Consider the following 26,314-nt stretch of genomic DNA (forward strand, 5'->3'; position numbering starts at 1 on the left):
CCCCTGAGCGCGGCCCATTCCGGGCGGCCGCCGGGCGAGGTGCTCAGCACCCGGCACCTGCCGTGCCCGCCGGACGGAGCGCCGCACCGGGCGAGGCGGTCAGCGGGCCAGGCGGATGAGGATGCGGCAGACCTCGTCGACGATCTCGGCGGCCTCGGTCTCGTCCTCGGCCGTGGCGATCTCGCGTCCGGCCTCGCCGATCACCGTGGTGAGCACCAGGCTCAGCACCTTCTCGGGACGTCCCGCGGGCTCGCCGGGCCCGGCGCCGCGCAGCAGCTTGGTGTTCTGCGCGATCCAGTGCTGGGCGCGGCTGCGCCGCATCAGCGACGACCCGGACGGGCCCTCCCCGCCGAGGAACAGCCGGGCCGCCTCCCGGCGCTCCCAGCACACCCGCAGGTACGCCCGGGCGCCGGCGGTGAACAGCGCGATCGGGTCGGACTCGCCGTCCTTGCGGGCGGCGGACACGGCCTGCGCGGCGCTCGCCTCCTGCTCGGCGGACAGCTCCTCCCACAGCGCCACGTACAGCCCGGCCTTGCCGCCGTAGTGGTGGTAGAGGCTGCCGACGCTGATCCCGGACCGCTCCACGATCTCGGCGATGCCCGCGTCGGCGTAGCCGCGGTCGGCGAAGACCTGCTGCGCCGCGCTCAGCAGCGCCTGCCGGGTGGCGTCGGCGCGGGCCCACTGCCGCCCGCCGCCCCCCGTCCCGTCGCCGTTCTGCCTAGTCCGCATCCCCCCATGCTGCCACCCACCCCGTTGATCTGCGGCGTGTTGTTGTTATGGGGGCGTCCATAACAACAACACGCCGCAGGTCAACGGAGCTAGTACCAGTTGTGGGCCTGCCACCAGGACCAGGCGCCGCACGGGTCCTTGTAGCGGGCCTTGATGTAGCCGAGGCCCCACGCGATCTGGGTGGGGGAGCTGGTGCGCCAGTCGGCGCCCGCGCTCGCCAGCTTCGAGCCGGGCAGCGCCTGCGGGATGCCGTAGGCGCCGCTGGACGGGTTCTCGGCCCGCTCGTTCCAGCCGCTCTCGTGGTTCCACAGCGTCAGCAGCGACGGCCAGCAGCGGCCCCAGCCCTTGAGGGCGTTCATCTTCTTGCCGTACGCCTTGTTCTGCGCGGCGCTCGGGTTGGAGTTGGCGAGCCGCTTGCGCTCCCGCTCGCGCTCCTGCTCGGCCTTCAGCTTCGCCCGCGCCGCCGCGTCCCGCTTCGCCTTCTCCTTGAGCCGCTTCATCTCGGCCTGGTGCTCCTTGTAGGCGCGCTCCTTGGCCTGGGCGACAGCGTTGGCCGTGACCCTGTCTATGTCGGACGCCGAGGTCAGCTTCGCGAGCATGTCGTTCGTCGACAGCCCCGCTGCGGCGGCCTGCGGCGGCTTGGTGTCGTCGCCGGTGAACGCGTCCAGGTCGACCAGCGTCACCCCGGTGCCGATGATCGCGATCGCGGCGACGGTGATGGTCACGTTGCTGGTGAGGACGCGCCGCACGCGCCGCTTCTTCTCCGGCGGCAGCGGCGGCATCCCGTCGAACCGGTCGCCGTCGTACGGGCCGCGGGGACCGCCCGGGCCGCGTGCCTCAGGCGCCTCGCGCGGGGCGGGAACGGGGGCGGAGCGGGCACGCCGGCCGCCGCCGGAGGGACGTCTGCGAGTGCCGTGACTCTGTGGCATAGGAGAAGACTGCCTTATCGCCCGGGATTCATGTCGTCGGAGTGAAGGTACGCGGGCCGCATGGTACGCGGTTCAGTCCGCGCGCTGCACGGGCTCCACGTCGCCGGCCGCGAGGCGCGCCGGCTGCAGCGCCTCGAACAGCTCCCGGTGCATGCCCCCGAACGGGGCGAACGCGCTGCCCGGCGCCTCCAGCGCGGCGCCGACCTCGTTGACCCGTTCCCGCCCGGCCGGGGTGATCTCGACGAGGATCGCGCGCCGGTCGCGCGGATGCCGGGTGCGGCCGACGAGCCCCGCCGCCTCGAGCTGGTCGACGGTCAGCTTCACGGTCGTCGGATGCATCATCAGGAACCGGCCGAGCGTGCTCAGCCGCGCGCTGCCGCGCGTGGTGAGGGCCAGCGCGGTCAGCAGGAAGTAGCCGGTGCGGGTGAGGTCCAGAGCCTTCAGCTCGTCGTCGAGCGCCTTCTTCAGCAGCTGGTGCAGCCGCGCCACCGAGCAGATCGCCATGAACGGCCAGGGCTCGCCCTGGAGCCCGTGCGCGTCCCAGCGGTCGCGCACGCCCATGACCAGCGGGTCGGCTCCGCCGCCCGGGTCCGCTGCCATCTCTCGTCCCGCCTCGATCATCGTGCGGCCGATCGTAGCTTCGGACAAAAGCAGATGTAAGTACTCGCTTCTTAGACCTTCTTCCAATAGAGTGCCTCAGATCACACGAGTGGTGCCCGAGTGCTTGCTTGGGCACCCTGGTGATCCCGGTCTCTGCCGAGACCACGGAGGCGCGCACTGGCAAGGACGTTGGCGCCGCCTATGGTCCGGCGGGATCCGGAGTATCGGATGGGCGCCGACGTCCGAGAACGAAGGAGGCTGGTATGTACCTTCACCCCGCCCCCCAGGGGGAGGTCACCGGCTGATGGCCTTGAGCTTGACCAAGGCCCCCGACCTGGCACGCAGACGCGTCGGGCGAGCGCTCGACGAGACCGGGCTGCTGTGCGTGACCCTGCTGGAAGGGCTGCGCCGTTCCTGGGACCTGCGCCAGTGGTGGGGCGAGTTCATCGAGCAGTGCTGGTTCCTGGCCCGCGTCACGGCCGTCCCGGTCATGCTCATCGCGGTGCCGCTCGGCGCCACGATCTCGCTCCAGGTGGGCGACATCGCCCGGCAGCTCGGCGCCCAGTCGGGCACCGGCGCGCTGCTCACCGCCGCGATGATCCAGCAGGTCGCGCCGCTGGCCGCCGCGCTGCTGGTGTCCGGCGTGGGCGGGTCGGCGATCACCGCCGACATGGGCGCCCGCAACATCCGCGACGAACTCGCGGCGATGGAGGTCATGGGCATCAACCCGATCCACCGCCTGGTCACCCCCAGGCTGTGGGCGGCGAGCATGGTGTCCGGGCTGCTGTGCTCGGTGGTGATCCTGGCGGGCGTCATCGGCGGCTACTACTTCAACGTCATCCAGCAGGGCGTCAGCCCGGGCGCGTTCTTCGACGGCTCGACGACACTGCTGCAGTTCTCGGACCTGGTCATCACCCTGTTCAAGGCGTGGGTGTTCGGCTTCATCGCCGCCGCCGTCGCCTGCTACATGGGCATGAACTGCGACTACGGCCCCGTCGGCGTCGGCCGCGCGGTGAACAAGGCCGTCGTCGTCACCTCGATCGTGGTGTTCGCGACGAACTACATCCTCACCATGATCTACCAGGTCCTCTTCCCCCCGAGGTTCTGATGGTCGCCATATCCCCCGTACGCAAGCTGGGCCGGGCCTTCAAGGGCCGGACCGCCGGCCTCGCCGCCTCGGCCAACCTGCCGATCTTCCTCGGCCGGGTCCTCTACCACCTGTTCTTCGACATCATCCTGAAGCGCAAGTACGGCAAGACGCTCGCCAAGCAGGTCAGCGACATCACCGTCGGCGTCGGCGCGCTCGTCATCGGCGGCGGCATGATCTTCGTGATCGCGACGATGTCGCTCGCCACCGGCGCGATGGTCGGCCTGCAGGGCTACCCCGGGCTCGAGCGCATCGGCGCCGAGGCGTTCACCGGCCTCGTGGCGAGCTACTCCAACGTCCGCGAGGTCACCCCGATCATCGCGGGCGTCGCGCTGGTCGCGCAGGTCGGCACCGGGTTCACCGCCGAGATCGGCGCGATGCGGATCTCCGAGGAGATCGACGCGCTGGAGGTCATGGGCATCAACTCCCTGGCCTACCTGGTCTGCACCCGCGTCGCCGCCGGCGTCATCGCGCTCGTGCCGCTGTACCTCGTGTCACTGTTCATGGCGTTCTTCGCCACCAGGTTCATCACGATCCAGTACTTCGGTCTTTCGCCCGGCATCTACGACTACTACTTTCACCTCTACCTGCCGCCGATCGACGTCTTCTACAGCGTCATCAAGGTCGCCGTGTTCGCCTTCATCATCATGTTCATCCACTGCTACCGCGGCTACTACGCGGCGGGCGGCCCGGTGGGCGTCGGTGTCGCCGCCGGCCGCGCGATCCGGGAGTCGACCATCCTGATGATCCTCATGAACCTCGTCCTGTCCTACATCTTCTGGGGACACGGCAGCACAGTGAAGCTGACCGGATGAGCGAAGAGACCCTCTCCCAGCGCTCCCGGACGGTCTTCGGGCTCGTCGGCGCCGGCGTCATCGCCGCCGCGGCGGCGTTCGTCGCGATCGGCTCGACCCCCGACCACTCCGGCTCCACGTACTACAACGCGACGTTCAGCCGGGCCGGGCAGGGCCTCGACCCGAGCAAGTCCGAGGTGAAGGTCCGCGGGATCTCCGTCGGCACCGTCGACCACCTCGAACTCGACGACCAGGGCCGCGTCAAGGTGCGGATCCGGGTCGACAAGGGCGTCCAGGTCGCCGACACCGCCGTCGCGACCGTCGAGCCCGTCTCGGTGTTCGGCCCGAAGGACATCAGCCTCGACCTCGGCGCGCACGAGCTGAGCGGCCCGTACCTGAAGGACGGCGGGACGATCGCGAAGACGCACGACCCGGAGGACCTGTCCGACACCGCCTGGCCCGCCTACGAGCTGACCAAGGCCATCAACCCCGACGACGTCGCGACCATCCTGCACACGTTCGGTGCCGGGCTGTCCGGCCAGGGCCCGGCGCTGCGCCGCACGATCGACAACGGCGCGATCGTCGTCGACGCCACCCACAAGGACCGCGCCGCCATCAACGCGCTGCTGAACGACATCAACGGCCTGTCCGGCACGCTCGCGTCCCGCGGCGGCACGCTCGCCGCGTTCACCGGCGACTTCAACCGGCTGTCGCAGGCGATCAACGAGCGTCCCGACAAGGTCTCCCAGCTCCTGGACGAGTCGACCAAGCTCGGTGACACGCTCGGCCGGAACCTCCAGCAGCACGGCGGCAACCTCGGGAAGATCATCGACAACGGCGGCGACCTCGTGTCGGTGTTCGACAACCAGCGGCGCAACATCCCGGTGCTGCTGGACAGCCTGAACGGGTTCTTCAACCTGCTGGCGCAGATCATCCGCATCCCCGGCCCGGAGGGCACCGTGATCGCGCAGGCGCGCGACGACCTCCCGCTGGACATCTGCCAGATCTTCATCGACGCGTGCACCACACCGCCGGCGAAGACGGCCTTCGAGATGCAGCTGCCGGGGCAGAAGAAGACCGGGGGGCGCCCATGAGCCCGCGGATTCGCCGCAAGGCGGCGCGCGGACCCGACTACGCGACCACGCTGAAGTTCCTGGTGTTCGTGGCGCTGACCGGGCTGCTCACCTTCTACATCGGCCAGCAGATCCTCGGCACCAGCTTCAACGCCCGCTACAAGGTGACCGCCACCTTCGACGACGTCACCGGCCTGCTGGAGGGCGACGACGTCAAGGTCGCCGGCACGCCCGTCGGCCAGGTGGACGGCATCGAGGTGGTGCGCGGCAAGGCCGTGGTGCGGATGGCCGTCGACAAGGACGTCAAGCTGCCGTCCGACTCCACCGCCGCCATCCGCTGGCGCAACGTGATGGGGCAGCGGGTCGTCTACCTGGAGCCGGGGACGAGCCGGACGATGCTCGGCGACGGCGACCGCGTCCCGCACACCCGGTCCGTGGTCGACCTCGGCGATGTCGTCAACGCGCTCGGCCCGCTGACCCGCAACCTCGACCCGAACCAGCTCAACAAGATCCTCTTCTCCTTCTCCCAGGCGCTGGACGGCAACGAGCAGAACATCTCGCTGCTGACCGACAACCTGGACCTGCTCCTGCAGACGTTCGCGGCGCGCAAGAAGACGATCGAGGGAATGATCGACGACTACGAGACGGTGAGCGGCGCCGTCGCCACCCGCGACAAGCAGATCGCCGCGAGCATCGACAACCTGGAGTCGCTGACCAAGGTGTTCGCGAACAACCGGCGGCTGCTGGAGAACGCGATCGTCGAGATCGGCGGCGTCACCACCAACCTCAACCAGGTGCTCGGCGGCAACGACGCCCAGCTCGCCCGCATCATCGACAACCTCGGCAAGTTCGCCACCACGTTCCGGCTCAACGTCGACCAGCTCGAGAAGATGGTGCAGCAGCTCCCGCTGACGCTGCGGCAGCTGTTCTCCACCGCGAACGGCGGCCACTTCCTGCGCACCAACGCGCTCTGCCTGAACGTGATGCAGGGGCCCTGCCCGTTCCCGATGGAGCTGCCGAAGGCGCCCGGCACCGGCCAGCCGTCCAAGGACGACCTCGCCAAGCTCAAGGCGATGCTGCAAGGGGGTGGCGGCTGATGGCGCTGAAGTCCCTGCGGGACGTCAACCAGAAGCTCGTCGCGATCGTCACGGTCTCCGCGCTCGGCGCCGCCTGCGTGTTCGCGTTCGCCGTCGGGCAGCTGCACCTGTTCGAGCGCGGCTACACGATGAGCGGCGAGTTCAGCGACGCCGCCGGGCTGAAGAAGGGCCAGGACGTCCGGGTCGCCGGAGTGAAGTCGGGCCGGGTCACCTCGGTGACGCCGGACTTCAAGCACGGCAAGGTCATCGTTACCTGGCACGTCAACGCCGGGATCGACCTCGGGCCGAAGACCCGGGCGGAGATCCAGACGACGACGCTGCTCGGCGGCCGGTACCTGCGGCTGTCCGGCCCGGTGTCCAAGCCCTACATGTCGGACGTGCCGGAGTCGAAGCGGCGCATCCCGCTGACCCGCACCAGCGTCCCCTTCACCGTCCCCGAAGCCCTCGAAGGCGCGCAGAACATCGTCGGCAAGCTCGACGAGAAGAGCATCGACAAACTGCTCACCGAGGTCAACAAGATCAAGTCGCCGGGCGCGGAGAAGCTGAACCGGGTCCTCACCAACATCCAGGACGTCTCCCGGATGCTCAACGACTCCTACCCGCAGATCCAGAAGCTCATCGAGAGCAGCAAGACGATCACCGGGACGCTGGCGGGCAAGGACGAGCAGCTCCGCGAGATCATCAACTCCAGCCAGGTGCTGCTGCAGACGCTGGTGCGGCGCCGCAACGAGCTGGCCGCGACGATCGGGCAGGGCAACCGGACCGTCCAGACGCTGTCCAACGTCATCTCCAAGAACCAGAAGCAGCTCGACGCGCTGCTGGACAACCTGCACCTGCTCACCACCAGGCTCGCGCCCAACATGGACGCGCTCAACACCGACTTCTCGCTGCTCGGGCCGACGTTCCAGCAGGTCGCCAACCTCAAGGGCAACGGCAACTGGATCGAGGGCGTGCTCACCGGGCTCGGCCCGCTGCAGCCGCCCGGCCCGATCTCCACCCGGCGCCAGGGAGGCAACTGATGGGCAGGGGGAAGGGCCTCGCCGCGGCGCTCGCCCTCACCATGGCCGCGTCGGCCGGCGGCTGCTCGCTGGCCCCGTCCGGCGGCGACCGCACCATGGTCGTCTACGTCCCGAAGGCGCGCTCCTTCTACAAGGAGTCCAAGGTCAAGGTGATGGGCGCCGACGTCGGCCTCGTCGACAAGGTCGAGAACCAGGGCGACAAGGTCAAGGTGACGTTCCACATCCGCCGGGACGTCCCGCTCCCGCGCGGTGTGCAGGCGTCGATCGTCCCGCTGAACCTCATCGGCGAGCGGAACCTCGTCCTGCACCCGGCGTGGAAGCCGGGGGAGGAGAAGGAGACCGCGAACGTCATCCCGATCGAGCGCACCCACGTGCCGGTCGAGGTCGACGACGCGCTCAGCTCCTTCACCAACCTCGCGAACGCGCTCGACCCGACCAAGATGCAGTCCGCGCTCGGCACCGCCGCCGGGACCGTCAAGGGCAACGGCAAGGAGTTCAACGCCACGCTCGAGCAGAGCGCCCGCCTCATCGAGAACGTCGCCGGGCAGGACCAGGACCTCATCGCGGTCGCGCGGAACCTCGACCGGCTCGCCGGAGTGGTGCGCGGGCGCGAGCAGGTCCTCGGCACGATGATCCGGGACTTCGGCGAGGCCAGCCGGGTGCTCAGCTCCGAGCGCGGCGAACTGCAGCAGCTGATCAGCGGCATCCTCGAACTCGCCAAGAACGGCGACAAGCTGATCCAGAAGTACAAGGGCAACCTGCCCTACGACCTCGCCGTCCTCACCCGGGCCGCGCTGGTCCTCAAGGGCAACGCCAAGGAGATCGCGCAGCTGCTGCACGTGCTGCCCGGCATCGGCGACGCCCTCATCGGCGGCTACAACCCGAAGAACAAGTCGCTGCAGATCCGCTTCGCCACCGACGCCTTCCTGCGGACGTGGCTGAAGGGCCTGATGAACACCGACGACGTCGGCTGCCCGCTGCCCAAGCCGAACTCCAACTGCCCCTGGGACGGAGGCAACTGATGGGCCGAGTCATTGTGAGGGGGCGACCCCCCACACCCCCCGGCAAGGGCCGGAGGGTCCTCCTCGTCATGGTGGCCGCGGTCCTCGCGGTCTCCGGCTGCTCCTACAAGACCGCGGGCGCGCCGAAGGGCGACCTGACCCTGACCGCCACGTTCGACGACGCGCAGGGCCTCGTCGCCGGGCACAGCGTCCAGATGTCCGACATCACGATCGGCACCGTCACCAAGGTCGAGCTCGTCGGCTACAAGGCCAGGGCGACGATGTCCATCGAGGACGACGTCAAGATCCCCAAGGGCACCCGCGCCGAGATCAAGGTGACATCGCTGCTCGGCGAGAACTACGTGGACCTGGAGCTGCCGCCCGGCGGCAGCATGGACCGCGGCCCGTTCCTCGCCTCCGGCGCCGCCATCACCGACACCAGCGTCCAGCCCGCGTTCGAGGACGTCGTCGGGCAGGCCGGGCCGCTGATCCAGGCGCTCGCCGGCGACGACGTGGCGACGGTCGTCAACGCCGGCGCCACCGCGCTGGACGGCAACGGGCAGAAGCTCAACAAGACGATCGCGCAGGCGAGCGACCTGCTGAGGATGTTCGCCGCCCAGCGCATCGAGCTCGGCGAGTCCATCGACCACTTCGCGCAGCTCGGGCACTCGCTCGCCAAGGGCAGCGACGCCCTGGCCGAGGCGCCCGGCCAGCTCGAGCGCACCAGCCGGATGCTGAACGACGACAAAGACAAGATCATCAAGGCGGTCGACAAGCTCACCACGATGGCCCGCGAGCTGAACGACAAGGTGCTGGAGGGCCGCATCCAGCGGTTCCGCAAGCTGCTGAACGACCTCGACCCCGTCCTGCAGCAGCTCGGCAGCAACCGCAAGCGCCTCACCGCCGTGGTGGACGGCATCGTGGCCTTCTCCTACAAGATCCCGCTGGCCAGCTACGACGGCCAGCTGCTGCTGTACCCGATCCTCCGGATCACCTGGCCGGACGGGCGGCCGCTCTTCCCCGGCCTCAGTGAGGCGCCGAAGAAGAAGAGCACGACGCCGGAGATTCCGAAGCAGCTCAGAGACGCTCTGCCGGACCTGGAGAAGATGCTGGAGCCGCGCGGATGAGCAGGCGACTGACGATCAACCTGGCGGCCTTCGGCATCCTCGCCGTGGTCATGCTCGTGTGGGCGTTCAACAACGTCATCCGGTTCGACTTCATCGACCGGCCGTACCACATCACGGTCGAGTTCGAGTCCTCGCCGGGCCTGCACCCGAACTTCGAGGTCGACTACCTCGGCCTGCGGATCGGCAAGATCGACTCGGTGAAGCTGGAGAAGGACAAGGTCATCGTCCGGCTCGACATCGACCGCGGCGTGACGATCCCGCAGGGCGTCACGGCCGCCGCCGCCCGCAAGTCCGCGGTCGGCGAGCCGGTCGTCGAGCTGACCCCCGGCGCCGGCAGGGCCGACGCCCCGGCGATGAAGCCCGGCACCGTCATCCCGGTGTCGCAGACGTCCGTCCCGCCGAAGTACGGCGACCTGTTCGGCGCGGTCATCGACTCGCTCAAGGCCATCAACCCCGAGGACGCCAAGATCCTCACCCACGAGCTGGCCGAGGGCTGGTCGGGACGCGAGGAGTCGCTCCGCCAGATCATCAACGGCGGCGACGACCTGACCAAGACGTTCGCGGAGAACACCGAGCTGCTCGACGGGCTGACCAAGGACCTCGGCCGGATCACCACCGTGCTGAACCGAAACCGCGGCTCGCTCGGCGCCGGCATCGACAACCTGGCCGCGCTCACCGCCGCGCTCAGCCAGGTCCGCGGCCAGATCGCCGAGCTGCGCGACCGCGGCCCGGACCTGCTGTCCACCGTCAACGGGCTGCTCGGCAAAACCGAGGGCGACTTCGGCTGCACCGTCGACATGCTCGGCAACTGGGGCGTCGGGAAGTACAACCCGCGCTACCTGTACGACCTGAACAAGACGCTGGCGAAGGCGCCGCAGCTGAAGAACGTCCTCGACAACGTGATCGGGATGGACCAGGGCAAGCCCGTCCTGAACGTCGTCTTCCAGGTCACGCTGAACACGCCCGCGACGCTGGAGTACAAGTACCCGCTCGGGCAGCCGGCCGTGAACAAGGTGCCCACCTGCCCCGGCGGGCGGATGCCGGCGGTGACGAAGCAGAAGCCCTACAAGGCCAAGAACCCGGGCGAGACGATCCCGACGCACGACCCCGCGCTGGACCAGAAGAACGTGCAGGCGAAGAAGGCCGCCAACAACGAGGACTCTTCCGGCGGCCCGCCGCTGTGGCTAGTGTACGTTCCCCCGGTCATCGCCCTGCTGGTGCTGATCAGGGTCATGATGGGCTCGGTGCCCGTGGTGTCCCGCCTGAGCCGGCTGCGCCGGCGGAAGGACTGAGCCGGTGACGTGCTGAGCCCGGCCGCGCCGGAGCAAGGACTGACCCAATCCCCGAGGAGTTGCCCAAGTGACAGCCAAGACCGGCAAGACCGGCAAGGACGAGGTCGACGAGGTCGAGGCGGTCCCGGCCGAGGAGCAGGCGGAGACCGAGGAGGCGGCTTCCGGCGAGGCCGCGGAGGCCGCCGCGGCTCCGGCGCGGCCCGCCGCCAAGCGCAAGCGCCGCGTGCGGGTCATCGAGGTCATCGACGACGAGGACCTGGACGAGGTGCTGGAGGCCCTCGACGCCGAGGACGCGGCGGAGGCCGAGGCGGAGGCTCCGGCCGAGCCCGCCGCCAAGGCCGCTCCCAAGCCGGCCCCCGAGCCGGTCGCGAAGCCGGCGGTGCAGACCGTCAAGCCGCGTCCGGCCGCCCTCGAACCCCCGGAGAAGGCCGAGGAGAAGGAGCCGGCGCGCACGGACGCCTTCAGCCTGCCCCTCGTGCCGACGGTGGTGCTGGCCGTCCTGATCGTGGTGCTGGGGGGACTGGCGATCTGGCAGGGGACGAGCGCGCACTCGCTGTCGTCCAAGCAGGACGAGCGGGAGGCCATCGGCAAGGTCGCCTCCGCGTACGGCGACGTCGCGTACAACTACAACGCCGCGAACTACCAGACGCAGACCGACAAGGCCATGAAGCTGCTCGCCGGGGACATGCTCGACGACTACAAGAAGAACACGGTGCCGACCGTGGCCAGCGCCTTCCAGGCCGACGCGCAGGTGGTGCTGTCCTCCAAGAGCAACCAGGTCTTCGTCGGCAGCGTCAACGGCAAGTTCGCCACGGCGGTGCTCATGATGGACATGTCGCTGAAGACCAAGAGCGGGGCGATCAACCAGCCCGCGACGCTGCTGCGGCTGTCCCTCAGCAAGATCGACGGGGACTGGAAGATCACCCAGCAGTACCCGTCCGGCATCAACGACCAGAACCGGAACCAGCAGCAGGGCCAGATCCCCGGCGTGCCGAGCGGCGGCGGGTCCACGTCTCCGTCGCCGAAGGCGGAGAACAGCGAGAAGCCGAAGAACTGAGGTTCGCCGGCAGGGGCCGCCCCGCGCGGAAGCGTGCGGGGCGGCCGCACGTTATGCGTACGACGACGGGGCGGCGGGACGAAGGCGGGGCGGCATGGTGACGGTGACGGAGCAGGACGGGCAGGGCGCGATCGTCGCCGACGACGTCGTCCACGAGTTCGGCGCGCTGCTCGGGGCGGCGTCGGCGCTGGAGCGGATCGCGGGCCGGGAGCTGGAGCGCCGCTGCGGCATCCGGCACGCGGCCTTCGAGGTGCTGCTGCGGCTGTCGGGCGCGGACGCCGAGTGCCCGCGGTCGATGGGCGGCCTGGCCGGTGAGCTGATCCTGACCAGCGGCGGCATGACCCGCATCATCGACCGGATGGAGGAGGCCGGCCTCGTCCGCCGCGAACCGGCCCCCGGCGACCGGCGCCGGCAGATGGTCGACCTCACCCCGGCGGGCCGCGCGAAGCTGGAGGAGGCCCTGCGCGTCCACGCCGAGACGCTCCGCGAGCACTTCGCCGGCCCCCTCACCGAGGAGCAGCGCCGCGCTCTCGTGGACGCCCTGCGCACCCTCCGCGCCACGGCCCGCGAGGAACTCGGCGACCTCCGCTAGCCACGTCGTTGACCTGCGGCGTGTTGTTGCTTTCGACGCGCTCATAACAACAACACGCCGCAGGTCAACGCATCGGCCGCATTAGCGGGAGTAGTGCTCGACTACCAGCTGCTCGTCGCAGATCACCGGGATCTCCGCGCGCTCGGGAAGCCGGGTGAGCCTTGCGGCGAGCGCCTCGTGCCGGACGTCGAGGTAGGGCGGGACGTTCTCGGCGTGCCCGCCGGCTGCGGCGATCTGGAACGCGTCCATGGCGCGGCTGCGCTCGGCGATCGTGATGACGTCGCCGGGGCGGAGCCGGTAGGACGGCCGGTCGACGCGGCGCCCGTTCACCAGTACGTGCCGGTGCACGACGAACTGCCGCGCCTGGTAGATGGTGCGGGCGAACCCGGCGCGCAGGACGAGCGCGTCCAGCCGGCACTCCAGGTCGGCGAGGAGCACGTCGCCGGTCTTTTCCCCGGCCCTGGCGGCCTTGGCGAAGGCGTTGCGGAGCTGCGCCTCGCGGATGTTGTACTGCGCCCGGAGCCGCTGCTTCTCCCGCAGCCGCACCTTGTAGTCGCTCTCCTGCTTGCGCGCACGCCCGTGCACGCCGGGCGGGTAGGGCCGGGCCTCGAAGTACTTCACGCTCTTGGGCGTCAGCGGAATCCCGAGCGCCCGCGACAACCGTACTTTCGGACGGGTCTTGTCCATCACTCTCCTTAGTGGTTAGGTGAACCTAAGTTAGGTAAGCCTAACTCGATACGTCAAGGAGGTAGTGGTGCGGCGAGCGGAGACGACGGCGGAGGCGACTGCGGAGGGGCCGGGGCCGGCGGAGCGGGCACGGACGCTGGCCTACGGCATGGCGGGCGGGGTGCTCGCCGCGCCCCGCGTTCCGGACGCGCACGTCCCCGCGCACACCACCGACCGGGGCGGCCGGCCGCTGCTGCTCGTGCCGTCCGCCGCGCCGGTCGTCGCCGCGCTCGCCGCCGAACCGGACGACATGCCCGCCACCCTGCGGATCTCCGACGTCGCGCCGGTCGCGTTCCCCGACCGGGTGCGCGGCCGCGCCTGGCTGCACGGCTGGCTCAGCCGGGTGCCGGACGCCGAACTGCGGGACGCGGCGCTGCGGCTGTCGCACGTCCACCCGCGTCCCGAACTTCTCGACCTCAAGGACGGGGACTGGACGGTCCTCGCCCTCGAAGTCGCGCAGGTCGAGATCGACGACGTGTGGGGGAGCGCCACCCTCGAAGCCGAGGAGTACGCGGCCGCCGCACCGGACCCGTTCGTCGCGATCGAGGCCGGCGTCCTCACCCACCTGGACTCCACGCACCGGGACGAGATGGCCGCGCTGCTGCCCGACTCCGTCCCGTCCGGGCCCGTCCGGCCGCTCGCGCTCGACCGGTACGGGATCTGGGTACGCTGCTCACCGCCGGCCCACCCGTCGCCGTTCGACGTGCGGCTCCCCTTCGCCCGGCCTGTCAGTGATCTCCACGGTCTCCGCTGCGTCTACCGGAAGCTGTTCGCCCGCGCGGCCCGGGGCTGACCCGTAGGTACGTACGGCCCCGCACCGGACCCGCGCCGCGAGATGGCGGTGATCTCCCGGATGGCGGCGAGGCGGCCCGCCGGGTGATGCTCGGAACTCCGGTCGAGGGATGCCGAAACGGCACCTTTGTCCGGGACGATCCCGATCGCCGGTCGGTCCTCGCGGGGTGGGCCGGCCGGTGACGGGAACCGTACCGGTGAGGGGCCCGGCGCCCCCGGCCGGGCCGGTGGTCCGCGGCCGCGGAGCGGAAAGCCGGGGGCGTGGTCCGGGCCACTGGTCGCGATTGGCCGTTCCCGGCCCCCCGGATCCGGGCGCAGGCTGGGAACATGACCGGACACCACCCGCAGACCCGCGCCGTCCACCCGCCCGTGATCGCTCCGGAGGGCAGCAGACCGCTCGCCGTCCCGATCTACCAGGGCCACCTGTTCGCCTTCGACGCCGCCGACGACCTGGCCGCCGCCTTCGCCGGCCCGGACGGGGCGTTCTTCTACGCCCGGATGGGCAACCCGACCGTCCGCTCCCTGGAGCGCGCCGTCACCGAACTCGAAGGCGGCGCCGGGGCGCTGGCCACCGCGTCCGGCATGGGCGCGGTCAACGCCGTCCTCATGGGGCTGCTGCGCAGCGGCGACCACGTCATCGCCCAGACCGCCCTCTACGGCGGCACCTACGCGCTCCTCACCAACCTCGCCGAGCGCTGGGGGGTCGAGGTCACCTTCGTCCAGGGCGACGACCCGGCCGAGGTGCGCGACGCCCTGCGCCCCGCCACCCGCCTCCTCTACCTGGAGACGATCGCCAACCCCACCACGCACGTCACCGACCTGCCCGCCTTCACCGAGGCCGTCCGCGGCACCGGCGTGCTGACCGTCGTCGACAACACCTTCGCGCCGCTCCTGTGCAAGCCCATCGACCACGGCGTCGACATCGTCGTCCACTCGGCCACCAAGTTCCTGAGCGGGCACGGCGACATCATCGGGGGCGTCGCCGTCTTCGCCGACCCGGACGTCCACCGGCGCGTCTGGCACCACGCCATCGAGCTCGGCTCCACCGCCGACGCGCACGCCGCCTGGCTGACCGTCCGCGGCCTCGCCACGATGCCGCTGCGCGTGGCGAGGCAGAGCGCCTCCGCCCTGGACATCGCCCGCCGCCTGGCCGCGCACCCGTCCGTCACCCGCGTCCACTACCCGGGCCTGCCCGGCCACCCGCAGCACGAGGTCGCCCGCCGGCTCCTCCCGGACGGCGCCGGCGGCGTCCTCGCCTTCGAACTCACCGGCGGCCGCGACGCCGGCCGCACCTTCTCCGAGTCCGTCGACCTGATCTCCCTGGGCCCGTCCCTGGGCAACATCGCGACCCTGGTCATGCACCCGGCGAGCACGTCCCACCGCCAGATGGACGCCCCCACCCTCGCCGCCGCCGGCATAGCCGAGGGCCTGGTCCGCCTCTCCATCGGCCTGGAACACCCCGAAGACCTCTGGACCGACATCACCCAGGCCCTGCAGAAGGCGACCGGGACGCCACGTCGTTGACCTGCGGCGTGTTGTTGCTTCCGATGCGCTCATAACAACAACACGCCGCAGGTCAACGCACCCGGTGAACCGCGCTAGAGGTAGAAGCCGGTGGCCGTGGCGGGGGTGCCTTGGGCGTCGGGGCGCTTCTCGCCCTTGCGGAGGGCCGCCAGTTCGGCGAGCGTCGCGCCGTCGGCGCCGATGTCGGTGGGCGGGACGTCGGCGTCGTCCAGCCAGGCCAGCGACTCCTGCCGGGTGAGGCGGCCCACCTCGATCTGGGCGAGGCAGCGGCCGGGGCGGACGACGGCCGGGTGCAGCATCGCGAGGTCCTCGTTGGTGGTGATGGCGACGAGGACGTCCCGGCCCTGGCCGAGCATCCCGTCGGTGAGGTTGAGCAGGCGCGACAGGCCCTGGCCCGTCGACTGCTTGGCCTCGCCGCGGATCAGCTCGTCGCAGTCCTCCAGGATGAGCAGCCGCCAGCGGCGGTTCTCGTCGTGGTCGTCGCCGACCGCGACCTCCATCAGGTAGCTCGGGGTGCCGAACAGCGACTCCGGGTCGAGGACGCAGTCGGCCTGGCACCAGCCCTTCCACGCGCGGGCGAGGGCGCGCAGCGCGGTGGTCTTGCCGGTGCCGGGCGGGCCGTGCAGGAGCAGCAGCCGGCCGGCGACCTCGTCGCGGGTGAGGGCCATGACCTCGTCGAGCGCCTCGGCGACCGGCGCGGTGTAGTTGCGCCGGATCTCGTCCCAGGAGTCGGCGGTGATCCCGCGCTCGCTGCGGACCGGGCCGCGCGACCCCATGTGCCAGAAGCCCATCTCGACGTTGTTCTCGTCGGTCTTCGGCGGCTCGGTCGCGTCCTTGACGGTCGCGTCGAGGATCGTCTCGGCCAGCTCATCGGTGACGGCGGACACCGCGACGTAGGCGCCGCCGTTCTTCCAGCGGTTCACCAGCAGCGTCCAGCCGTCGCCCTCGGACAGCAGCGACGCGTTGCCGTTGTCGTGCGCGGCCCGGACGAGGCGGGCGCCGTCCGGGCGCAGCGGCGCGTCCGCCTTCACGTTCTCCAGCCGCGTCGACCGCGACCACGGCTGCTCGCCGGACGCGAACGGGCGCAGCGACAGCACGTCCATGACGTCGGACGGCGAGTTGTCGTCCGACAGGTTGAAGACCACGGGCAGCAGCGGCCCCGCCCCCGGGTCGGCGGTGCTCTCCAGGGGCTCGATCAGATGCAGGACCTCCTGCGGCCTCTCCTGCGACATGGTCATGCCAAGAATGATCACGCGCGGTGATGGGCGGCGTCCAACGAATTACGCCGGTCAGGAGCCGCCGGACTCGCGGGCCTCGCGGGCGGCCTTGCGCGCCTCGGCCTCCTCGAGGTCGAGCTTCTCGGCCTCCTCGGGGGTCGGCGCCGTCCCGCCGAGGTAGGCGGGCTGCCACCAGGTCTCGTCCGAGCGCGGGACCTCGGGGTACTCGCGCTGCGCCTTCTCCAGCAGCTCCGACATGCGGCGGTGCAGTTCCTGCGTGACGGCCTCGTAGTCGTCGCCGCGCTTGGGGTACATCGGCTCGCCGACGAGGATCGTCACCGGGACGTTGCGCTGCAGCAGCCGCCGCTTGCGGCCCTTCGTCCACATGCGCTGCGGGCCCCAGAGCGCGACGGGGACGAGCGGTACCTTGGCCGCGACCGCCATCCGCACGGCGCCGCTCTTGATGTCCTTCACCGTGAACGACCGGCTGATCGTCGCCTCCGCGAACACCCCGACGATCTCACCACCCTTCAGCGCCTTCAGCGCCGCGGCGTAGGACGAGGCGCCTGCGTTCCGGTCGACCGGGATGTGGTGCATTCCACGCATGAGCGGCCCGGCGATCCGGTTGTCGAAGATCTCCTTCTTCGCCATGAACCGCACCAGCCGCTTGGCGGGATGGGCGGCGAGACCGGCGAAGATGAAGTCGAGATAGCTCACGTGGTTGCTGACGAGCACCGCGCCGCCGGTACTGGGGATCTGGTCGGTCCCCTCCAGACGGAACTTGATGTTCAGGGCCTTGAACACACCGACAGCCGTCTTGATCACCGGTGGGTACACGAGTTCGCGCATGTAGGCACCGTACTTGAGCCGTCCATGATCAGCGAGTGTGCGGCCGTCATCGCGATGGATCACACAACGGGGCCGATCTCTGAGAAGGTTGGGGGGTGACGTGATCCGCCGACGGCTGAAGGAGGATGAGCTTTCATGGAACCGTTGGACGCGGCGGCGGACGTGCACGCGCTCATCCGCGACGTGCTGCCCGCCCTGGCGCCCAGCGCCTGGTTCGACCCCGGCACGTCCGAGGTGGTGCTGCCCGTCGGCCGGTCCGAGGCGCGCGCCTCCAGCTGGACGGTCCTGGAGCGGTGCGCCCGCGAGCCGCGCTCGGTATGGCCTCAGGTGGTGGACGAGTGGGTCCGCGAAGTCGGCGACCGCGCGTTCCTCGCGATCGGTGAGATGGAGCTGTTCGGAGACGTCCGGGAACTGCTGCGGCTGCGCATAGTGCCGAAGCTCGCGCCGCGCGACCGGGAGGGCCTCGTCGTGGTCCCGGCCGGCGACCACTTCGACGCGATGGTGATGATCGAGCATCCGCGCTACGGCGGGCCGCTCACCAAGGCCCGCGCCGGGCTGCTCGGCCTGCACAAGCTCGGCTACGTGATGACGAACACCCACGACCGGGAGCTGGCGGACGTCTCCGTCCACGACCAGCCGCTCCTGCCGGGACGCGACGTCCGCGTGGTGAACAAGCCCGGGAGCCGGTACGTGTCGGCGCTGCTCAGCGAGGTCGACCAGTTCCTTCCGTGGCCGAACGAGCACGGCGCCCTGGTGGGCGTCCCGTGCCACAGCACGCTGCTGCTGTATCCGATCACGTCCACGGCCGTCCGCGAGGTGCTGCCGGTGTTCGCGGACGTGGTCCGGGAGATGTACGACGTCGCCGACGACCCGTGCGCGCCCGGCGTCTACTGGAGCCACGGCGCCCGCCGGCTGACCCCGCTGCCCGCCGACGCCCCCACGGAGGGCACCGGCGAGTTCGCGACGCTCCTGCGCCACCTGCCGGACGAGGGCTAGGGCAGCTTCCAGTCGACCGGGGCGGCGCCCTGCTGCTCCAGGAGCTGGTTGGCCCGGGAGAACGGGCGGGAGCCGAAGAAGCCCCGGTCGGCCGAGTAGGGGCTCGGGTGCGGCGACTCGATGCACGGGACGGCGCCGAGCATCGGCTTGAGGTTGCGGGCGTCCCGTCCCCACAGGATGGCGACGAGCGGGCGGCCCCGGGCGGCGAGCGCGCGGATGGCCTGCTCGGTGACCTCTTCCCAGCCCTTGTTGCGGTGCGAGCCGGGCTTGCCGGGCATGACGGTCAGCGACCTGTTGAGGAGGCAGACGCCGTTCTCGGTCCAGGGGGTGAGGTCGCCGTTGGACGGTTCGGGGTGCCCGAGGTCGCTGCAGTACTCCCGGTAGATGTTGATCAGGCTTGCGGGCAGCGGCCGGACGTCGGGCGCGACGGAGAAGCTGAGGCCGACCGGGTGGCCCGGCGTCGGGTAGGGGTCCTGCCCGACGATGAGGACGCGGACGTCGTCGAACGGCTGCGTGAACGCGCGCAGGATGTGGTTCCCGGCGGGCAGGTAGCGGCGGCCGGCGGCCACCTCGGCGCGCAGCCAGTCGCCCGCCGCGGCGATCGTCCCGGCGACCGGCTGCAGCGCGGTCGCCCATCCCGCTTCGACGATCTCCGAGAGTGGTCGTGCCGTCATGGCGCACCAGCCTAGTGCGCCGATCAGGTCCTCGCCGATATTTGCCCTGTTGCTCCCCCTTGTGAAGTCTTCTGACCGCATGAGGTCGGGGGTGGTGAAAATCTTGTCCAGCGCCCGCTCAAAACGGCATATGAACTGGGCGAAACGCCCCGTTAAATCCCTGTTGCTTCCTTCCGGTGCGCGTTGACCTGCCGTCTCCGAGCGCATAACCCATAGAGAGGCAGGGCAGGCGCAGAACGAGCGGACGGGACCCAGAGCATGAGCCAGTTGACCACCGTGGACGCCACCTTCCTCCACGCGGAGACCGATACGACCCACGCCCATATCGCCGGGCTGGGACTCGTCGACGCCGGGAAGTGCCCCGGCGGCCGGCTCACGGTTCCCCTCGTCGCCGAGCTGGTCCGCGAACGCGCGCACCTGGCGGCCCGCCCGCTCCGGCAGCGGCTCGTGCAGGTGCCGTTCGGCCTGGACAACCCGTACTGGGAGGACGACCCCGACTTCGAGCCCGAACGGCACATCAGCGAGATCGGGCTGCCGGCGCCCGGCACCGCCCGGCAGCTCGCCGACATCGTCGGGATGCTCCACGAGCAGCCGCTCGACCTCGCCCGCCCGCTCTGGGAGCTGGTGCTGATCCAGGGACTCCAGGGCGGGCTGACCGCCGTCTATGTGAAGGTGCACCACGCCGCCGTCGACGGCGTGATGGCCGCCGAGACGCTCGCCGCGCTGCTCGACCTGTCCCCGGAGCCGCGCGAGGTGCCGGCCGACGAGTCCGCCCCGGCGGTCGCCCCCAGCATGATCGACATGGTCGGCACCGGGCTGCTGCGGGCCGCGCTGCATCCCGTCCGGTCGGCGGTGTCGCTGGTGCGGACGGCCCCGTACCTGGACGAGATCCCCGGCCTCGGGGCCGTCCCCGGGGTGAGCCTGGTGGCGTCGGCGCTGCAGGGCGCGCTGCGCCGCCCGGGGTCGCCGAAGCCGCCCCGGACGAGCGCGCCGCCGACCCCGTTCAACCTGCCGATCGGCCGCCGCCGCTCGGTCGCCTTCGGGGAACTGCCGCTCGCCCAGATCAAGGAGGTCAGGCGCGCTCTCGGCGGCAGCGTGAACGACGTCGTGATGGCGGTGTGCGCGACGGCGCTGCGGCAGTGGCTCGACAAGCGCGGCGACCTGCCGGACCGCCCGCTGGTCGCGGCCGTCCCGGTGTCGCTGCGGCGCGGCGCGGCGGTCGCCGAGCCGGGCAACCAGCTGTCGCTGATGACGGCGCCGCTGGCCACGCACATCCCGGACCCGGCCGACCGGTACGCCGCCGTCCGGCACGACATGGACGTGGCGAAGCGGCGGTTCACCCGCTCGTCCGGCGCCTGGGTGCGGGACATGAGCGGCGTCCTGCCCGCCCCGCTCACCGCCGCCGTGACGAAGCTGGCGCTGCAGGCCGCGCCCGCGCTGTCGCTGCGCCCGGTCAACCTGATGATCTCGAACGTGCCGGGCCCGCAGTTCCCGCTGTACCTGCGCGGCGCGAAGGTGCTCGGCTACTACCCGATCTCCGTCGTGACGGACGTGAGCGGCGGCCTCAACATCACCGTCTTCTCCTACGACGGCAAGGTCAACATCGGCATCGTCGCCTGCCGCGACCTCGTCCCGGACCCGTCCGAGATCGTGGACCACCTCGTGGACGCGCTGGACGAGTTGAAGGCCCTCAGCCGCGAGTGAGGCCGAGCGCTTCGCGGTGCCGCCACGCGAGCCTCAGCGCGGCGGCGCCGGCGGGCTGCATCGGCCGCGGGACGGTCCCGTCGAACGGCGCGGTCGACACCGTGCCCTCGTCGTTGACCTCGACCAGCCCGCCGAACAGGTCGCCGAACAGGTCGTCGTCGACGGCGACGACCGTGAGCAGGTCCAGCGCGAACGTCAGCGGGTCGACGCCGAGGCCGAGGAAGTGGGCCCGCAACCGGCCCTCCTCGCGCGCGGCGGTCATCGCCCGGTGGAACGGCCAGTCTTCCTGGACGAAGTCGTCGCCGTAGTCCTCTTCCATCCCGAGAAGTTCCTCAGCGAACTCGCGGACCATGCATGCCCACATATCGGGCCCCTCGTCGCGCAGCGGCTGGAAGACCCCGACCGGCATCACCTGGTACAACCCGCCCGCATGCGCGACCTTCGCCGGGTCGCGCCAATGCAGGACGTACGCCCCGGACGCTGTCACCGTCAGCGTCGTAATCGCACACAGGGCAGGCCGGCGAGTGAGGTCGCACGGGTCACCGATGCGGGTCCGCAGCGGCAGGCCGCCCACCCCGGCCGCCAGTTCGTGCGCGGCGGACTCGCCCACGTTCACGCCGTCGAAGTAGCGGGCGGGCCCGAAGCGCAGCACGGGGAGCCGGACGTCGAGCAGCCGGTAGGACGGGCGGTCCTCGAAAACCTTCGGCGGCGCGAGCGCCCCCATGGCCTCGGCGTACGTCCGGTAGCCGGAAGGCAGCCCGTCCTCGGGGTCGGCGACGGCGGGCGGCGCGGGCCGCCCGTCGCCCGGATCGGCGACGGCGGGCGTGACGGGCCGCTCGTCCCATTCGAGCCGGACGTCGGCGAGCGGCACCGGCGCGTCCGGCACCCATCCGTCCCGGCAGAGCAGCGGCGTCCCCGCGACGCGCGGCGAACCGGGATAGAGCGCGCTCGCGATGTCTCCGAGCCGCGCGCGGCCGCCGTTCAACACCGCCCGCGCCGCGCGCCACCCCCGCTCGTCCACCCGCCCACCCTAAGCGTTGACCTGCGGCGTGTTGTTGTTATGAGTGGCGGGATAACAACAACACGCCGCAGATCAACGGAGGGATCAGGCGGCGAGCTTCTGCGCGATGTCGGCCTCGATGAGGTCGGCGTTGATCATGGCGGCGGCCATCGAGCCGGCGGACGCGGCCATGATGACCTGGCCGCCGGGGAAGGTGACGTTGCCCGCCGCCCACACGCCGGGGACGCTCGTCCGGCCGGTCTCGTCCACCTTCACGAAGCCGTTGTCGCCGATCTCGCAGCCGAGGTCGGTCAGCGGGCCGTCCTTGGCGACCCACGTCGGCGCGACGAACACGGCGTCGCAGGGGAGGACGGAGCCGTCCGCCAGCTCGAACCCGGTGACGCGGTCCTCGTCGGCGACGAGGCGCCGCGCCTCGGCCTCCACGACGCGGACGCCGCGCGCGTCCAACCGGGCCGCGTCCTCGCCGGCCGGCGCCTTCGCCGCGAGGAACGTCACGTCCGGCGACCACTGGCGCAGCAGCGACGCCTGGTGGACGGAGTTCGGCGACGACGCCAGCACGACGATCCGCTGGTCGCGGACCTCCCAGCCGTGGCAGTACGGGCACATCTGCACCTCGCGGCCCCAGCGGTCCTGAAGGCCGGGAATGTCCGGCAGGACGTCGGTCACGCCGGTGGTGACCAGCAGCCGCCGTCCGCGCAGAGCGGTTCCGTCCGCGAGGGTGAGGACGAAGCCCGCGGCCGCGTCCCCGGCGGCGTGCTCGACCTTCCCGGAGATGATCTCCCCGCCGTAGCCGCGCACCTCGGTGCGGCCGGTCTCCAGCAGCGCGGCGGGCGGCATGCCGTCGCGGGTGAAGAAGCCCTGCATGTGCTCGGCGGTCGCGTTGCGGGGCTCGCCCGCGTCCACCACGGTGACGTCGCGGCGGGCCCGGGACAGGACGAGCGCGGCGCTCAGCCCGGCCGGTCCGCCGCCGATGACCAGTACTTCGCGTTCCCTGTTCTCAGTCATGCCGCGAGGATGCTCCGGGTCTTCCCGGATTGACAAATATCTTTGCCGATCCTGCAATGGATGCATGGAGACGACCGAGGACGTCCTCGCCGGGGTCGGGCCCCGGCTGCGCAGGCTCCGCCAGGACCGCGACATCACCCTCACCGCGCTCGCCGAGGCCACCGGCATCTCGGTGAGCACGCTGTCGCGGCTGGAGTCGGGCAAGCGGCGGCCGAGCCTGGAGCTGCTGCTGCCGCTCGCGCAGGCGCACGAGGTCCCGCTGGACGAGCTGGTCGGCGCCCCGGCCGTCGGCGACCCGCGGATCAGGCCGCGCCCGAAGCGGATGGGCGACATGACCGTGCTGCCGCTGACCCGGCGGCCCGGCGGGGTGCAGGCGTTCAAGATGATCGTCCCGGAGCGCCGGTGGACGGGCGAAGCGCAGACCCATGAGGGCTACGACTGGCTGTACGTGCTGAACGGGCGGCTGCGGCTGCACCTCGCCGGCCGCGACCTGGTCCTGGAGCCGGGGGAGGCCGCCGAGTTCGACACCCGGCTGCCGCACTGGTTCGGCGCCGTGGACGGGACGGCGGAGGTCCTCTCCCTGTTCGGGCCGCAGGGGGAGCGGATGCACCTGCGGGCCAGGCCCCGGCAGAAGTGACATAACTTGGATATCCGTGCAGACCGCCCAACCTCCCCAGGAATGCCCGGATGACCGGAGAGCCGCGCCCATGGCGTGGCTGCTGTGGGGCGTCGGCGTCCTCGCCTACGCGGTCGCGGTCCTGCACCGGACGTCGTTCGGCGTCGTCGGCCTGGACGCCGTCCACCGGTTCGACGCGTCCGCCGGGATCCTCGCGTCCTTCACCGTCCTGCAGCTGCTCGTCTACGCGGGCCTGCAGATCCCCGTCGGGCTCCTGCTCGACCGCGTCGGCCCCCGCCGGATGGTCGCGGGCGGCGCGCTGCTCATGGCCGGCGGGCAGGCGCTCATGGCCGTGTCCACCGACATCGGGACGGCCGTCGCCGCCCGCGTGATGGTCGGCGCGGGCGACGCGATGACGTTCATCAGCGTCCTCGGCATCGTCGTGACCTGGTTCCCCGGACGCTACATCCCGGTCGTGACGCAGCTCACCGGGCAGCTCGGGCAGCTCGGCCAGGTGCTCAGCGCGATCCCGCTGGTCGCGCTGCTGCACGGCCCCGGCTGGGGCACCGCGTTCGGGTCGGCGGCGGCGCTCGGCGTGCTCATGGCGGTGCTGGCGGTCGCCTTCCTGCGGGACGGGCCGGGCCACGCCGACGTCCCCACCCTGCGCGAGACGGGCGTCAACCTCGTCGCGGCGTGGCGGCACCCCGGGACGCGCCTCGGGCTCTGGTCGCACTTCGTGACCCAGTTCTCGTCCAACACGTTCGCGCTGATGTGGGGCTACCCGTACCTGGTGTCGGGGCAGGGCATGGCACCGGCCGCCGCGTCCACGCTGCTGACGCTGTTCGTGCTGGTCAACGTCGTGTCCGGCCCGTTCATCGGGCGGCTCGTCGCCCGCTACCCGCTGCGCCGGTCCTGGCTCGTCCTCGGCATCGTCGCGATGAACGCGGCGGCCTGGGCGGTGGTCCTCGCCTGGCCACCGCCCGCCCCCGCCTGGCTGCTGGTGCTGCTCATCCTGTGCGTCGCGCCGGGCGGCCCCGGCTCCATGATCGGGTTCGACTACGCCCGGACGTTCAACCCGCCCGGCCGGCAGGGCACCGCGACCGGCATCGTCAACGTGGGCGGCTTCATCGCCTCCCTCGTCACGATCCTGCTGATCGGGCTCGTCCTGGACGCCCTGTCGCCGGACGGCGAGTTCACGCCCGAGGCGTTCCGCGCCGCGTGGACCGTCCAGATCGGCATCTGGGCGATCGGCATCGCCGGCGTCCTGCGGACCCGCCACCTGGCCCGCCGCCACATCGGCCTCAGCACCGGACGCCGGCGCCGCCGCCGCTGATCGGGCCCGCTCAGGCGCGCAGCTCCAGCGTGCAGCACTTGGGCCCGCCGCCCGCCTTGCGCAGCTCGGACAGATCCACCGGAACCGGCTCGTAGCCGTGGGCCCGCAGCGTCTCGATCAGCCCGGTCGCCTCGGCGTTGATGACGACGTTGCGGCCGTCGCACACCGCGTTCAGGCCGAGCACGGCCGCGTCCGCCTCGGTCGCGATGACCGCGTCCGGGAACAGCCGCTCCAGCACCGCCCGGCTGCCCGGCGAGAACGCGCCCGGGAAGTAGGCGACGTTGTCGCCGCCGAGCGGGAACAGCGCGGTGTCCAGGTGGTAGAAGCGCGGGTCGACGAGCCGGAGCGTCACCACGGGACGTCCGAGGAACTCCTGCGCCTCCTGGTGGGCGGCGATGTCCGTCCGGAACCCGGTGCCCGCCAGGATCACGTGGTCGAGCGTGAGGAAGTCGCCTTCGCCCTCGTTGGTGTGCTGGGCCTCCAGCACCTCCGCGAACCCGTTCTCCCGCATCCACTTCGAGTACGCGGGGCCTTCCGCGTGCCGCTCGGGGAAGGTGAACTTCGCCCCGTAGACCCGTCCGCCGACGACCAGCGCGCCGTTCGCCGCGAACACCATGTCGGGCAGCCCCTCGATCGGGTCGATGAGGCTGACCTCATGCCCGAGCGCGAGATAGGCGGCCCGCAGCGCCTCCCACTGCGCGACGGCAGTCCCGGCGTCGGCACCGGCCGCCGGGTCCATCCAGGGGTTGATCGCATAGGTGACGGTGAAGTGCTCGGGACGGCACATCAGGAAGTGCCGCCGCAGCGCGGTGCGCTCAACGGTGCTCGGCTGCATTGCCGGCAGGACGGTCATACGTGTCTCCAGGGACATCCGAGAGGGGGATCGACTAATCGGAAGCCTAGGAAGGAAGGCGAAGCAATCCAATGCGCCAACCTTGCTCCCACCTGCCACTTCGTTGCGCGTTTTCCCGGTGTACGCGCTATTCGTTGCGCCGCGCATTCGTGCGACAGGTCAGCGATTGTCGGGGGATGTGGTGCGGAGGGTGAGGGCGGCGTAGAGGACGGGGAGCATGCAGACGATCTGCATCGCGGTGTACCAGGGCGGGCAGACGCCGGGGATCAGGTCGACGCCGATGATCGCTATCGGTAGGACGATGGCGACGGCCCTGAGGCGTTCGAAGGCACGCTGGGAGCCCCGGGACGTGAGGACGGCCGTCCGGTAGATGGGCACGGCGACCACGGGAAGCAAGAGCGCCCTGACCCACATGAACGTGTTCACCGTGTGGCCGGTGCTCGACGCCACGATGACCGTCACTAGGGCGGCGGTGCTGAATGCGGCGTAGACCTTGACGGCCTTCTTCGCCCTGCGTGTGTTCGTCTCCATGTTCGTGACGCTACGA

At 71.0% G+C, this 26,314-nt stretch carries 27 protein-coding genes; 16 read left to right on the top strand and 11 right to left on the bottom strand.

Features of this window, described 5'->3' with window-relative positions:
• Positions 1 to 99: 99 nt before the first annotated feature.
• The 3 genes from E1284_RS14615 to E1284_RS14625 all read right to left on the bottom strand — a co-directional run bounded on the left by E1284_RS14615 (position 100) and on the right by E1284_RS14625 (position 2,258).
• Positions 100 to 729 (bottom strand): TetR/AcrR family transcriptional regulator, encoded by a 630-nt coding sequence (locus tag E1284_RS14615; RefSeq protein ID WP_131939617.1) that lies wholly within the window; start codon positions 727 to 729, stop codon positions 100 to 102.
• An 89-nt stretch (positions 730 to 818) separates the two neighbouring features.
• Positions 819 to 1,658, bottom strand: a complete 840-nt coding sequence (locus tag E1284_RS14620; protein WP_131939618.1) for an aggregation-promoting factor C-terminal-like domain-containing protein — start codon at positions 1,656 to 1,658, stop codon at positions 819 to 821.
• 72 nt (positions 1,659 to 1,730) lie between these two features.
• A complete protein-coding gene (locus E1284_RS14625) occupies positions 1,731 to 2,258 on the bottom strand; it encodes a MarR family winged helix-turn-helix transcriptional regulator (protein WP_243714482.1) in 528 nt (175 codons plus the stop codon).
• Positions 2,259 to 2,562: 304 nt separating this feature from the next.
• Here E1284_RS14625 and E1284_RS14630 point away from each other — a divergent pair, with 304 nt between their 5' ends.
• The 10 genes from E1284_RS14630 to E1284_RS14675 all read left to right on the top strand — a co-directional run bounded on the left by E1284_RS14630 (position 2,563) and on the right by E1284_RS14675 (position 12,457).
• Positions 2,563 to 3,366, top strand: coding sequence for an MlaE family ABC transporter permease (locus E1284_RS14630; RefSeq protein WP_131939619.1), 804 nt, complete (start codon positions 2,563 to 2,565; stop codon positions 3,364 to 3,366).
• Positions 3,366 to 4,220, top strand: coding sequence for an ABC transporter permease (locus E1284_RS14635; RefSeq protein ID WP_131939620.1), 855 nt, complete (start codon positions 3,366 to 3,368; stop codon positions 4,218 to 4,220). The genes E1284_RS14630 and E1284_RS14635 overlap by 1 nt, the downstream gene beginning before the upstream one ends.
• The gene (locus E1284_RS14640) at positions 4,217 to 5,293 is read left to right on the top strand and encodes an MlaD family protein (RefSeq protein ID WP_131939621.1); all 1,077 of its coding nucleotides are present in this window, start codon (positions 4,217 to 4,219) and stop codon (positions 5,291 to 5,293) included. Before E1284_RS14635 ends, E1284_RS14640 begins: the two co-directional genes overlap by 4 nt.
• Positions 5,290 to 6,369, top strand: a complete 1,080-nt coding sequence (locus tag E1284_RS14645; RefSeq protein ID WP_131939622.1) for an MlaD family protein — start codon at positions 5,290 to 5,292, stop codon at positions 6,367 to 6,369. Before E1284_RS14640 ends, E1284_RS14645 begins: the two co-directional genes overlap by 4 nt.
• The gene (locus E1284_RS14650; protein WP_131939623.1) at positions 6,369 to 7,388 is read left to right on the top strand and encodes an MCE family protein; all 1,020 of its coding nucleotides are present in this window, start codon (positions 6,369 to 6,371) and stop codon (positions 7,386 to 7,388) included. The genes E1284_RS14645 and E1284_RS14650 overlap by 1 nt, the downstream gene beginning before the upstream one ends.
• Positions 7,388 to 8,410 (top strand): MCE family protein, encoded by a 1,023-nt coding sequence (locus E1284_RS14655; protein ID WP_131939624.1) that lies wholly within the window; start codon positions 7,388 to 7,390, stop codon positions 8,408 to 8,410. The genes E1284_RS14650 and E1284_RS14655 overlap by 1 nt, the downstream gene beginning before the upstream one ends.
• A gap of 68 nt (positions 8,411 to 8,478) precedes the next feature.
• A complete protein-coding gene (locus E1284_RS14660; RefSeq protein ID WP_243714483.1) occupies positions 8,479 to 9,516 on the top strand; it encodes an MlaD family protein in 1,038 nt (345 codons plus the stop codon).
• The gene (locus E1284_RS14665) at positions 9,513 to 10,808 is read left to right on the top strand and encodes an MCE family protein (RefSeq protein ID WP_131939626.1); all 1,296 of its coding nucleotides are present in this window, start codon (positions 9,513 to 9,515) and stop codon (positions 10,806 to 10,808) included. Before E1284_RS14660 ends, E1284_RS14665 begins: the two co-directional genes overlap by 4 nt.
• A 67-nt stretch (positions 10,809 to 10,875) precedes the next feature.
• On the top strand, positions 10,876 to 11,865 hold the full coding sequence (locus E1284_RS14670; RefSeq protein WP_131939627.1) for a hypothetical protein: 990 nt from the start codon (positions 10,876 to 10,878) through the stop codon (positions 11,863 to 11,865).
• A gap of 94 nt (positions 11,866 to 11,959) precedes the next feature.
• Positions 11,960 to 12,457: a MarR family winged helix-turn-helix transcriptional regulator gene (locus tag E1284_RS14675; protein WP_131939628.1), complete on the top strand. Its 498-nt coding sequence runs from the start codon at positions 11,960 to 11,962 to the stop codon at positions 12,455 to 12,457.
• Between the two features lie 81 nt (positions 12,458 to 12,538).
• Here the strand turns inward: E1284_RS14675 and rpsD are convergent, their stop codons facing one another.
• Positions 12,539 to 13,144 carry a 30S ribosomal protein S4 gene (rpsD, locus tag E1284_RS14680; RefSeq protein WP_131939629.1) on the bottom strand — a complete coding sequence of 202 codons (606 nt, stop codon included), beginning with the start codon at positions 13,142 to 13,144 and terminating at the stop codon, positions 12,539 to 12,541.
• Positions 13,145 to 13,211: 67 nt separating this feature from the next.
• Here rpsD and E1284_RS14685 point away from each other — a divergent pair, with 67 nt between their 5' ends.
• Both E1284_RS14685 and E1284_RS14695 read left to right on the top strand, forming a co-directional pair.
• Entirely contained in the window at positions 13,212 to 13,976 is a 765-nt protein-coding gene (locus E1284_RS14685; protein ID WP_165965268.1) for a DUF2470 domain-containing protein, read from the top strand.
• A gap of 326 nt (positions 13,977 to 14,302) precedes the next feature.
• Entirely contained in the window at positions 14,303 to 15,499 is a 1,197-nt protein-coding gene (locus E1284_RS14695; protein ID WP_131939631.1) for a trans-sulfuration enzyme family protein, read from the top strand.
• A 74-nt stretch (positions 15,500 to 15,573) separates the two neighbouring features.
• Here E1284_RS14695 and E1284_RS14700 read toward each other — a convergent pair whose 3' ends face one another.
• Complete coding sequence (locus tag E1284_RS14700; RefSeq protein WP_243714484.1) at positions 15,574 to 16,737, bottom strand: DUF5925 domain-containing protein; 1,164 nt, start codon at positions 16,735 to 16,737, stop codon at positions 15,574 to 15,576.
• 51 nt (positions 16,738 to 16,788) lie between these two features.
• On the bottom strand, positions 16,789 to 17,565 hold the full coding sequence (locus E1284_RS14705; protein WP_131939632.1) for a lysophospholipid acyltransferase family protein: 777 nt from the start codon (positions 17,563 to 17,565) through the stop codon (positions 16,789 to 16,791).
• Between the two features lie 135 nt (positions 17,566 to 17,700).
• Between E1284_RS14705 and E1284_RS14710 the strand changes: the two genes are divergently transcribed.
• Complete coding sequence (locus tag E1284_RS14710) at positions 17,701 to 18,561, top strand: hypothetical protein (RefSeq protein WP_131939633.1); 861 nt, start codon at positions 17,701 to 17,703, stop codon at positions 18,559 to 18,561.
• Here E1284_RS14710 and E1284_RS14715 read toward each other — a convergent pair.
• Positions 18,558 to 19,235 (bottom strand): uracil-DNA glycosylase, encoded by a 678-nt coding sequence (locus tag E1284_RS14715; RefSeq protein ID WP_131939634.1) that lies wholly within the window; start codon positions 19,233 to 19,235, stop codon positions 18,558 to 18,560. The two genes, E1284_RS14710 and E1284_RS14715, sit on opposite strands and share 4 nt — an antisense overlap.
• 258 nt (positions 19,236 to 19,493) lie before the next feature.
• On the opposite strand from E1284_RS14715, the gene E1284_RS14720 reads away from it, so the two are divergent.
• On the top strand, positions 19,494 to 20,939 hold the full coding sequence (locus E1284_RS14720; RefSeq protein ID WP_131939635.1) for a WS/DGAT/MGAT family O-acyltransferase: 1,446 nt from the start codon (positions 19,494 to 19,496) through the stop codon (positions 20,937 to 20,939).
• Here the strand turns inward: E1284_RS14720 and E1284_RS14725 are convergent.
• Both E1284_RS14725 and E1284_RS14730 read right to left on the bottom strand, forming a co-directional pair.
• Positions 20,926 to 21,960, bottom strand: a complete 1,035-nt coding sequence (locus tag E1284_RS14725; protein ID WP_131939636.1) for a transcriptional regulator — start codon at positions 21,958 to 21,960, stop codon at positions 20,926 to 20,928. The genes E1284_RS14720 and E1284_RS14725 overlap by 14 nt on opposite strands.
• A gap of 84 nt (positions 21,961 to 22,044) precedes the next feature.
• A complete protein-coding gene (locus E1284_RS14730; protein WP_424923485.1) occupies positions 22,045 to 22,938 on the bottom strand; it encodes an NAD(P)/FAD-dependent oxidoreductase in 894 nt (297 codons plus the stop codon).
• 91 nt (positions 22,939 to 23,029) lie between these two features.
• Here E1284_RS14730 and E1284_RS14735 point away from each other — a divergent pair, with 91 nt between their 5' ends.
• Complete coding sequence (locus E1284_RS14735) at positions 23,030 to 23,602, top strand: helix-turn-helix domain-containing protein (RefSeq protein ID WP_131939638.1); 573 nt, start codon at positions 23,030 to 23,032, stop codon at positions 23,600 to 23,602.
• Positions 23,603 to 23,672: 70 nt separating this feature from the next.
• The gene (locus E1284_RS14740) at positions 23,673 to 24,914 is read left to right on the top strand and encodes an MFS transporter (protein WP_131939639.1); all 1,242 of its coding nucleotides are present in this window, start codon (positions 23,673 to 23,675) and stop codon (positions 24,912 to 24,914) included.
• Between the two features lie 10 nt (positions 24,915 to 24,924).
• Here the strand turns inward: E1284_RS14740 and ddaH are convergent, their stop codons facing one another.
• Positions 24,925 to 25,767 carry a dimethylargininase gene (gene ddaH, locus E1284_RS14745; RefSeq protein ID WP_131939640.1) on the bottom strand — a complete coding sequence of 281 codons (843 nt, stop codon included), beginning with the start codon at positions 25,765 to 25,767 and terminating at the stop codon, positions 24,925 to 24,927.
• Positions 25,768 to 25,926: 159 nt separating this feature from the next.
• Complete coding sequence (locus tag E1284_RS14750; RefSeq protein WP_131939641.1) at positions 25,927 to 26,298, bottom strand: hypothetical protein; 372 nt, start codon at positions 26,296 to 26,298, stop codon at positions 25,927 to 25,929.
• Positions 26,299 to 26,314: the final 16 nt, after the last annotated feature.

Source organism: Actinomadura bangladeshensis, from assembly GCF_004348335.1.
Classification (GTDB): Bacteria; Actinomycetota; Actinomycetes; order Streptosporangiales; family Streptosporangiaceae; genus Spirillospora; species Spirillospora bangladeshensis.

Bases quoted from the DNA above. Each gene is read 5' to 3' on its own strand.
- E1284_RS14615 (WP_131939617.1), bottom strand. From the start codon at position 729: ATGCGGACTAGGCAGAACGGCGACGGGACGGGGGGCGGCGGGCGGCAG.
- E1284_RS14620 (WP_131939618.1), bottom strand. From the start codon at position 1,658: ATGCCACAGAGTCACGGCACTCGCAGACGTCCCTCCGGCGGCGGCCGG.
- E1284_RS14625 (WP_243714482.1), bottom strand. From the start codon at position 2,258: ATGGCAGCGGACCCGGGCGGCGGAGCCGACCCGCTGGTCATGGGCGTG.
- E1284_RS14630 (WP_131939619.1), top strand. From the start codon at position 2,563: ATGGCCTTGAGCTTGACCAAGGCCCCCGACCTGGCACGCAGACGCGTC.
- E1284_RS14635 (WP_131939620.1), top strand. From the start codon at position 3,366: ATGGTCGCCATATCCCCCGTACGCAAGCTGGGCCGGGCCTTCAAGGGC.
- E1284_RS14640 (WP_131939621.1), top strand. From the start codon at position 4,217: ATGAGCGAAGAGACCCTCTCCCAGCGCTCCCGGACGGTCTTCGGGCTC.
- E1284_RS14645 (WP_131939622.1), top strand. From the start codon at position 5,290: ATGAGCCCGCGGATTCGCCGCAAGGCGGCGCGCGGACCCGACTACGCG.
- E1284_RS14650 (WP_131939623.1), top strand. From the start codon at position 6,369: ATGGCGCTGAAGTCCCTGCGGGACGTCAACCAGAAGCTCGTCGCGATC.
- E1284_RS14655 (WP_131939624.1), top strand. From the start codon at position 7,388: ATGGGCAGGGGGAAGGGCCTCGCCGCGGCGCTCGCCCTCACCATGGCC.
- E1284_RS14660 (WP_243714483.1), top strand. From the start codon at position 8,479: ATGGTGGCCGCGGTCCTCGCGGTCTCCGGCTGCTCCTACAAGACCGCG.
- E1284_RS14665 (WP_131939626.1), top strand. From the start codon at position 9,513: ATGAGCAGGCGACTGACGATCAACCTGGCGGCCTTCGGCATCCTCGCC.
- E1284_RS14675 (WP_131939628.1), top strand. From the start codon at position 11,960: ATGGTGACGGTGACGGAGCAGGACGGGCAGGGCGCGATCGTCGCCGAC.
- rpsD (WP_131939629.1), bottom strand. From the start codon at position 13,144: ATGGACAAGACCCGTCCGAAAGTACGGTTGTCGCGGGCGCTCGGGATT.
- E1284_RS14695 (WP_131939631.1), top strand. From the start codon at position 14,303: ATGACCGGACACCACCCGCAGACCCGCGCCGTCCACCCGCCCGTGATC.
- E1284_RS14700 (WP_243714484.1), bottom strand. From the start codon at position 16,737: ATGACCATGTCGCAGGAGAGGCCGCAGGAGGTCCTGCATCTGATCGAG.
- E1284_RS14705 (WP_131939632.1), bottom strand. From the start codon at position 17,565: ATGCGCGAACTCGTGTACCCACCGGTGATCAAGACGGCTGTCGGTGTG.
- E1284_RS14710 (WP_131939633.1), top strand. From the start codon at position 17,701: ATGGAACCGTTGGACGCGGCGGCGGACGTGCACGCGCTCATCCGCGAC.
- E1284_RS14715 (WP_131939634.1), bottom strand. From the start codon at position 19,235: ATGACGGCACGACCACTCTCGGAGATCGTCGAAGCGGGATGGGCGACC.
- E1284_RS14720 (WP_131939635.1), top strand. From the start codon at position 19,494: ATGAGCCAGTTGACCACCGTGGACGCCACCTTCCTCCACGCGGAGACC.
- E1284_RS14735 (WP_131939638.1), top strand. From the start codon at position 23,030: ATGGAGACGACCGAGGACGTCCTCGCCGGGGTCGGGCCCCGGCTGCGC.
- E1284_RS14740 (WP_131939639.1), top strand. From the start codon at position 23,673: ATGGCGTGGCTGCTGTGGGGCGTCGGCGTCCTCGCCTACGCGGTCGCG.
- ddaH (WP_131939640.1), bottom strand. From the start codon at position 25,767: ATGACCGTCCTGCCGGCAATGCAGCCGAGCACCGTTGAGCGCACCGCG.
- E1284_RS14750 (WP_131939641.1), bottom strand. From the start codon at position 26,298: ATGGAGACGAACACACGCAGGGCGAAGAAGGCCGTCAAGGTCTACGCC.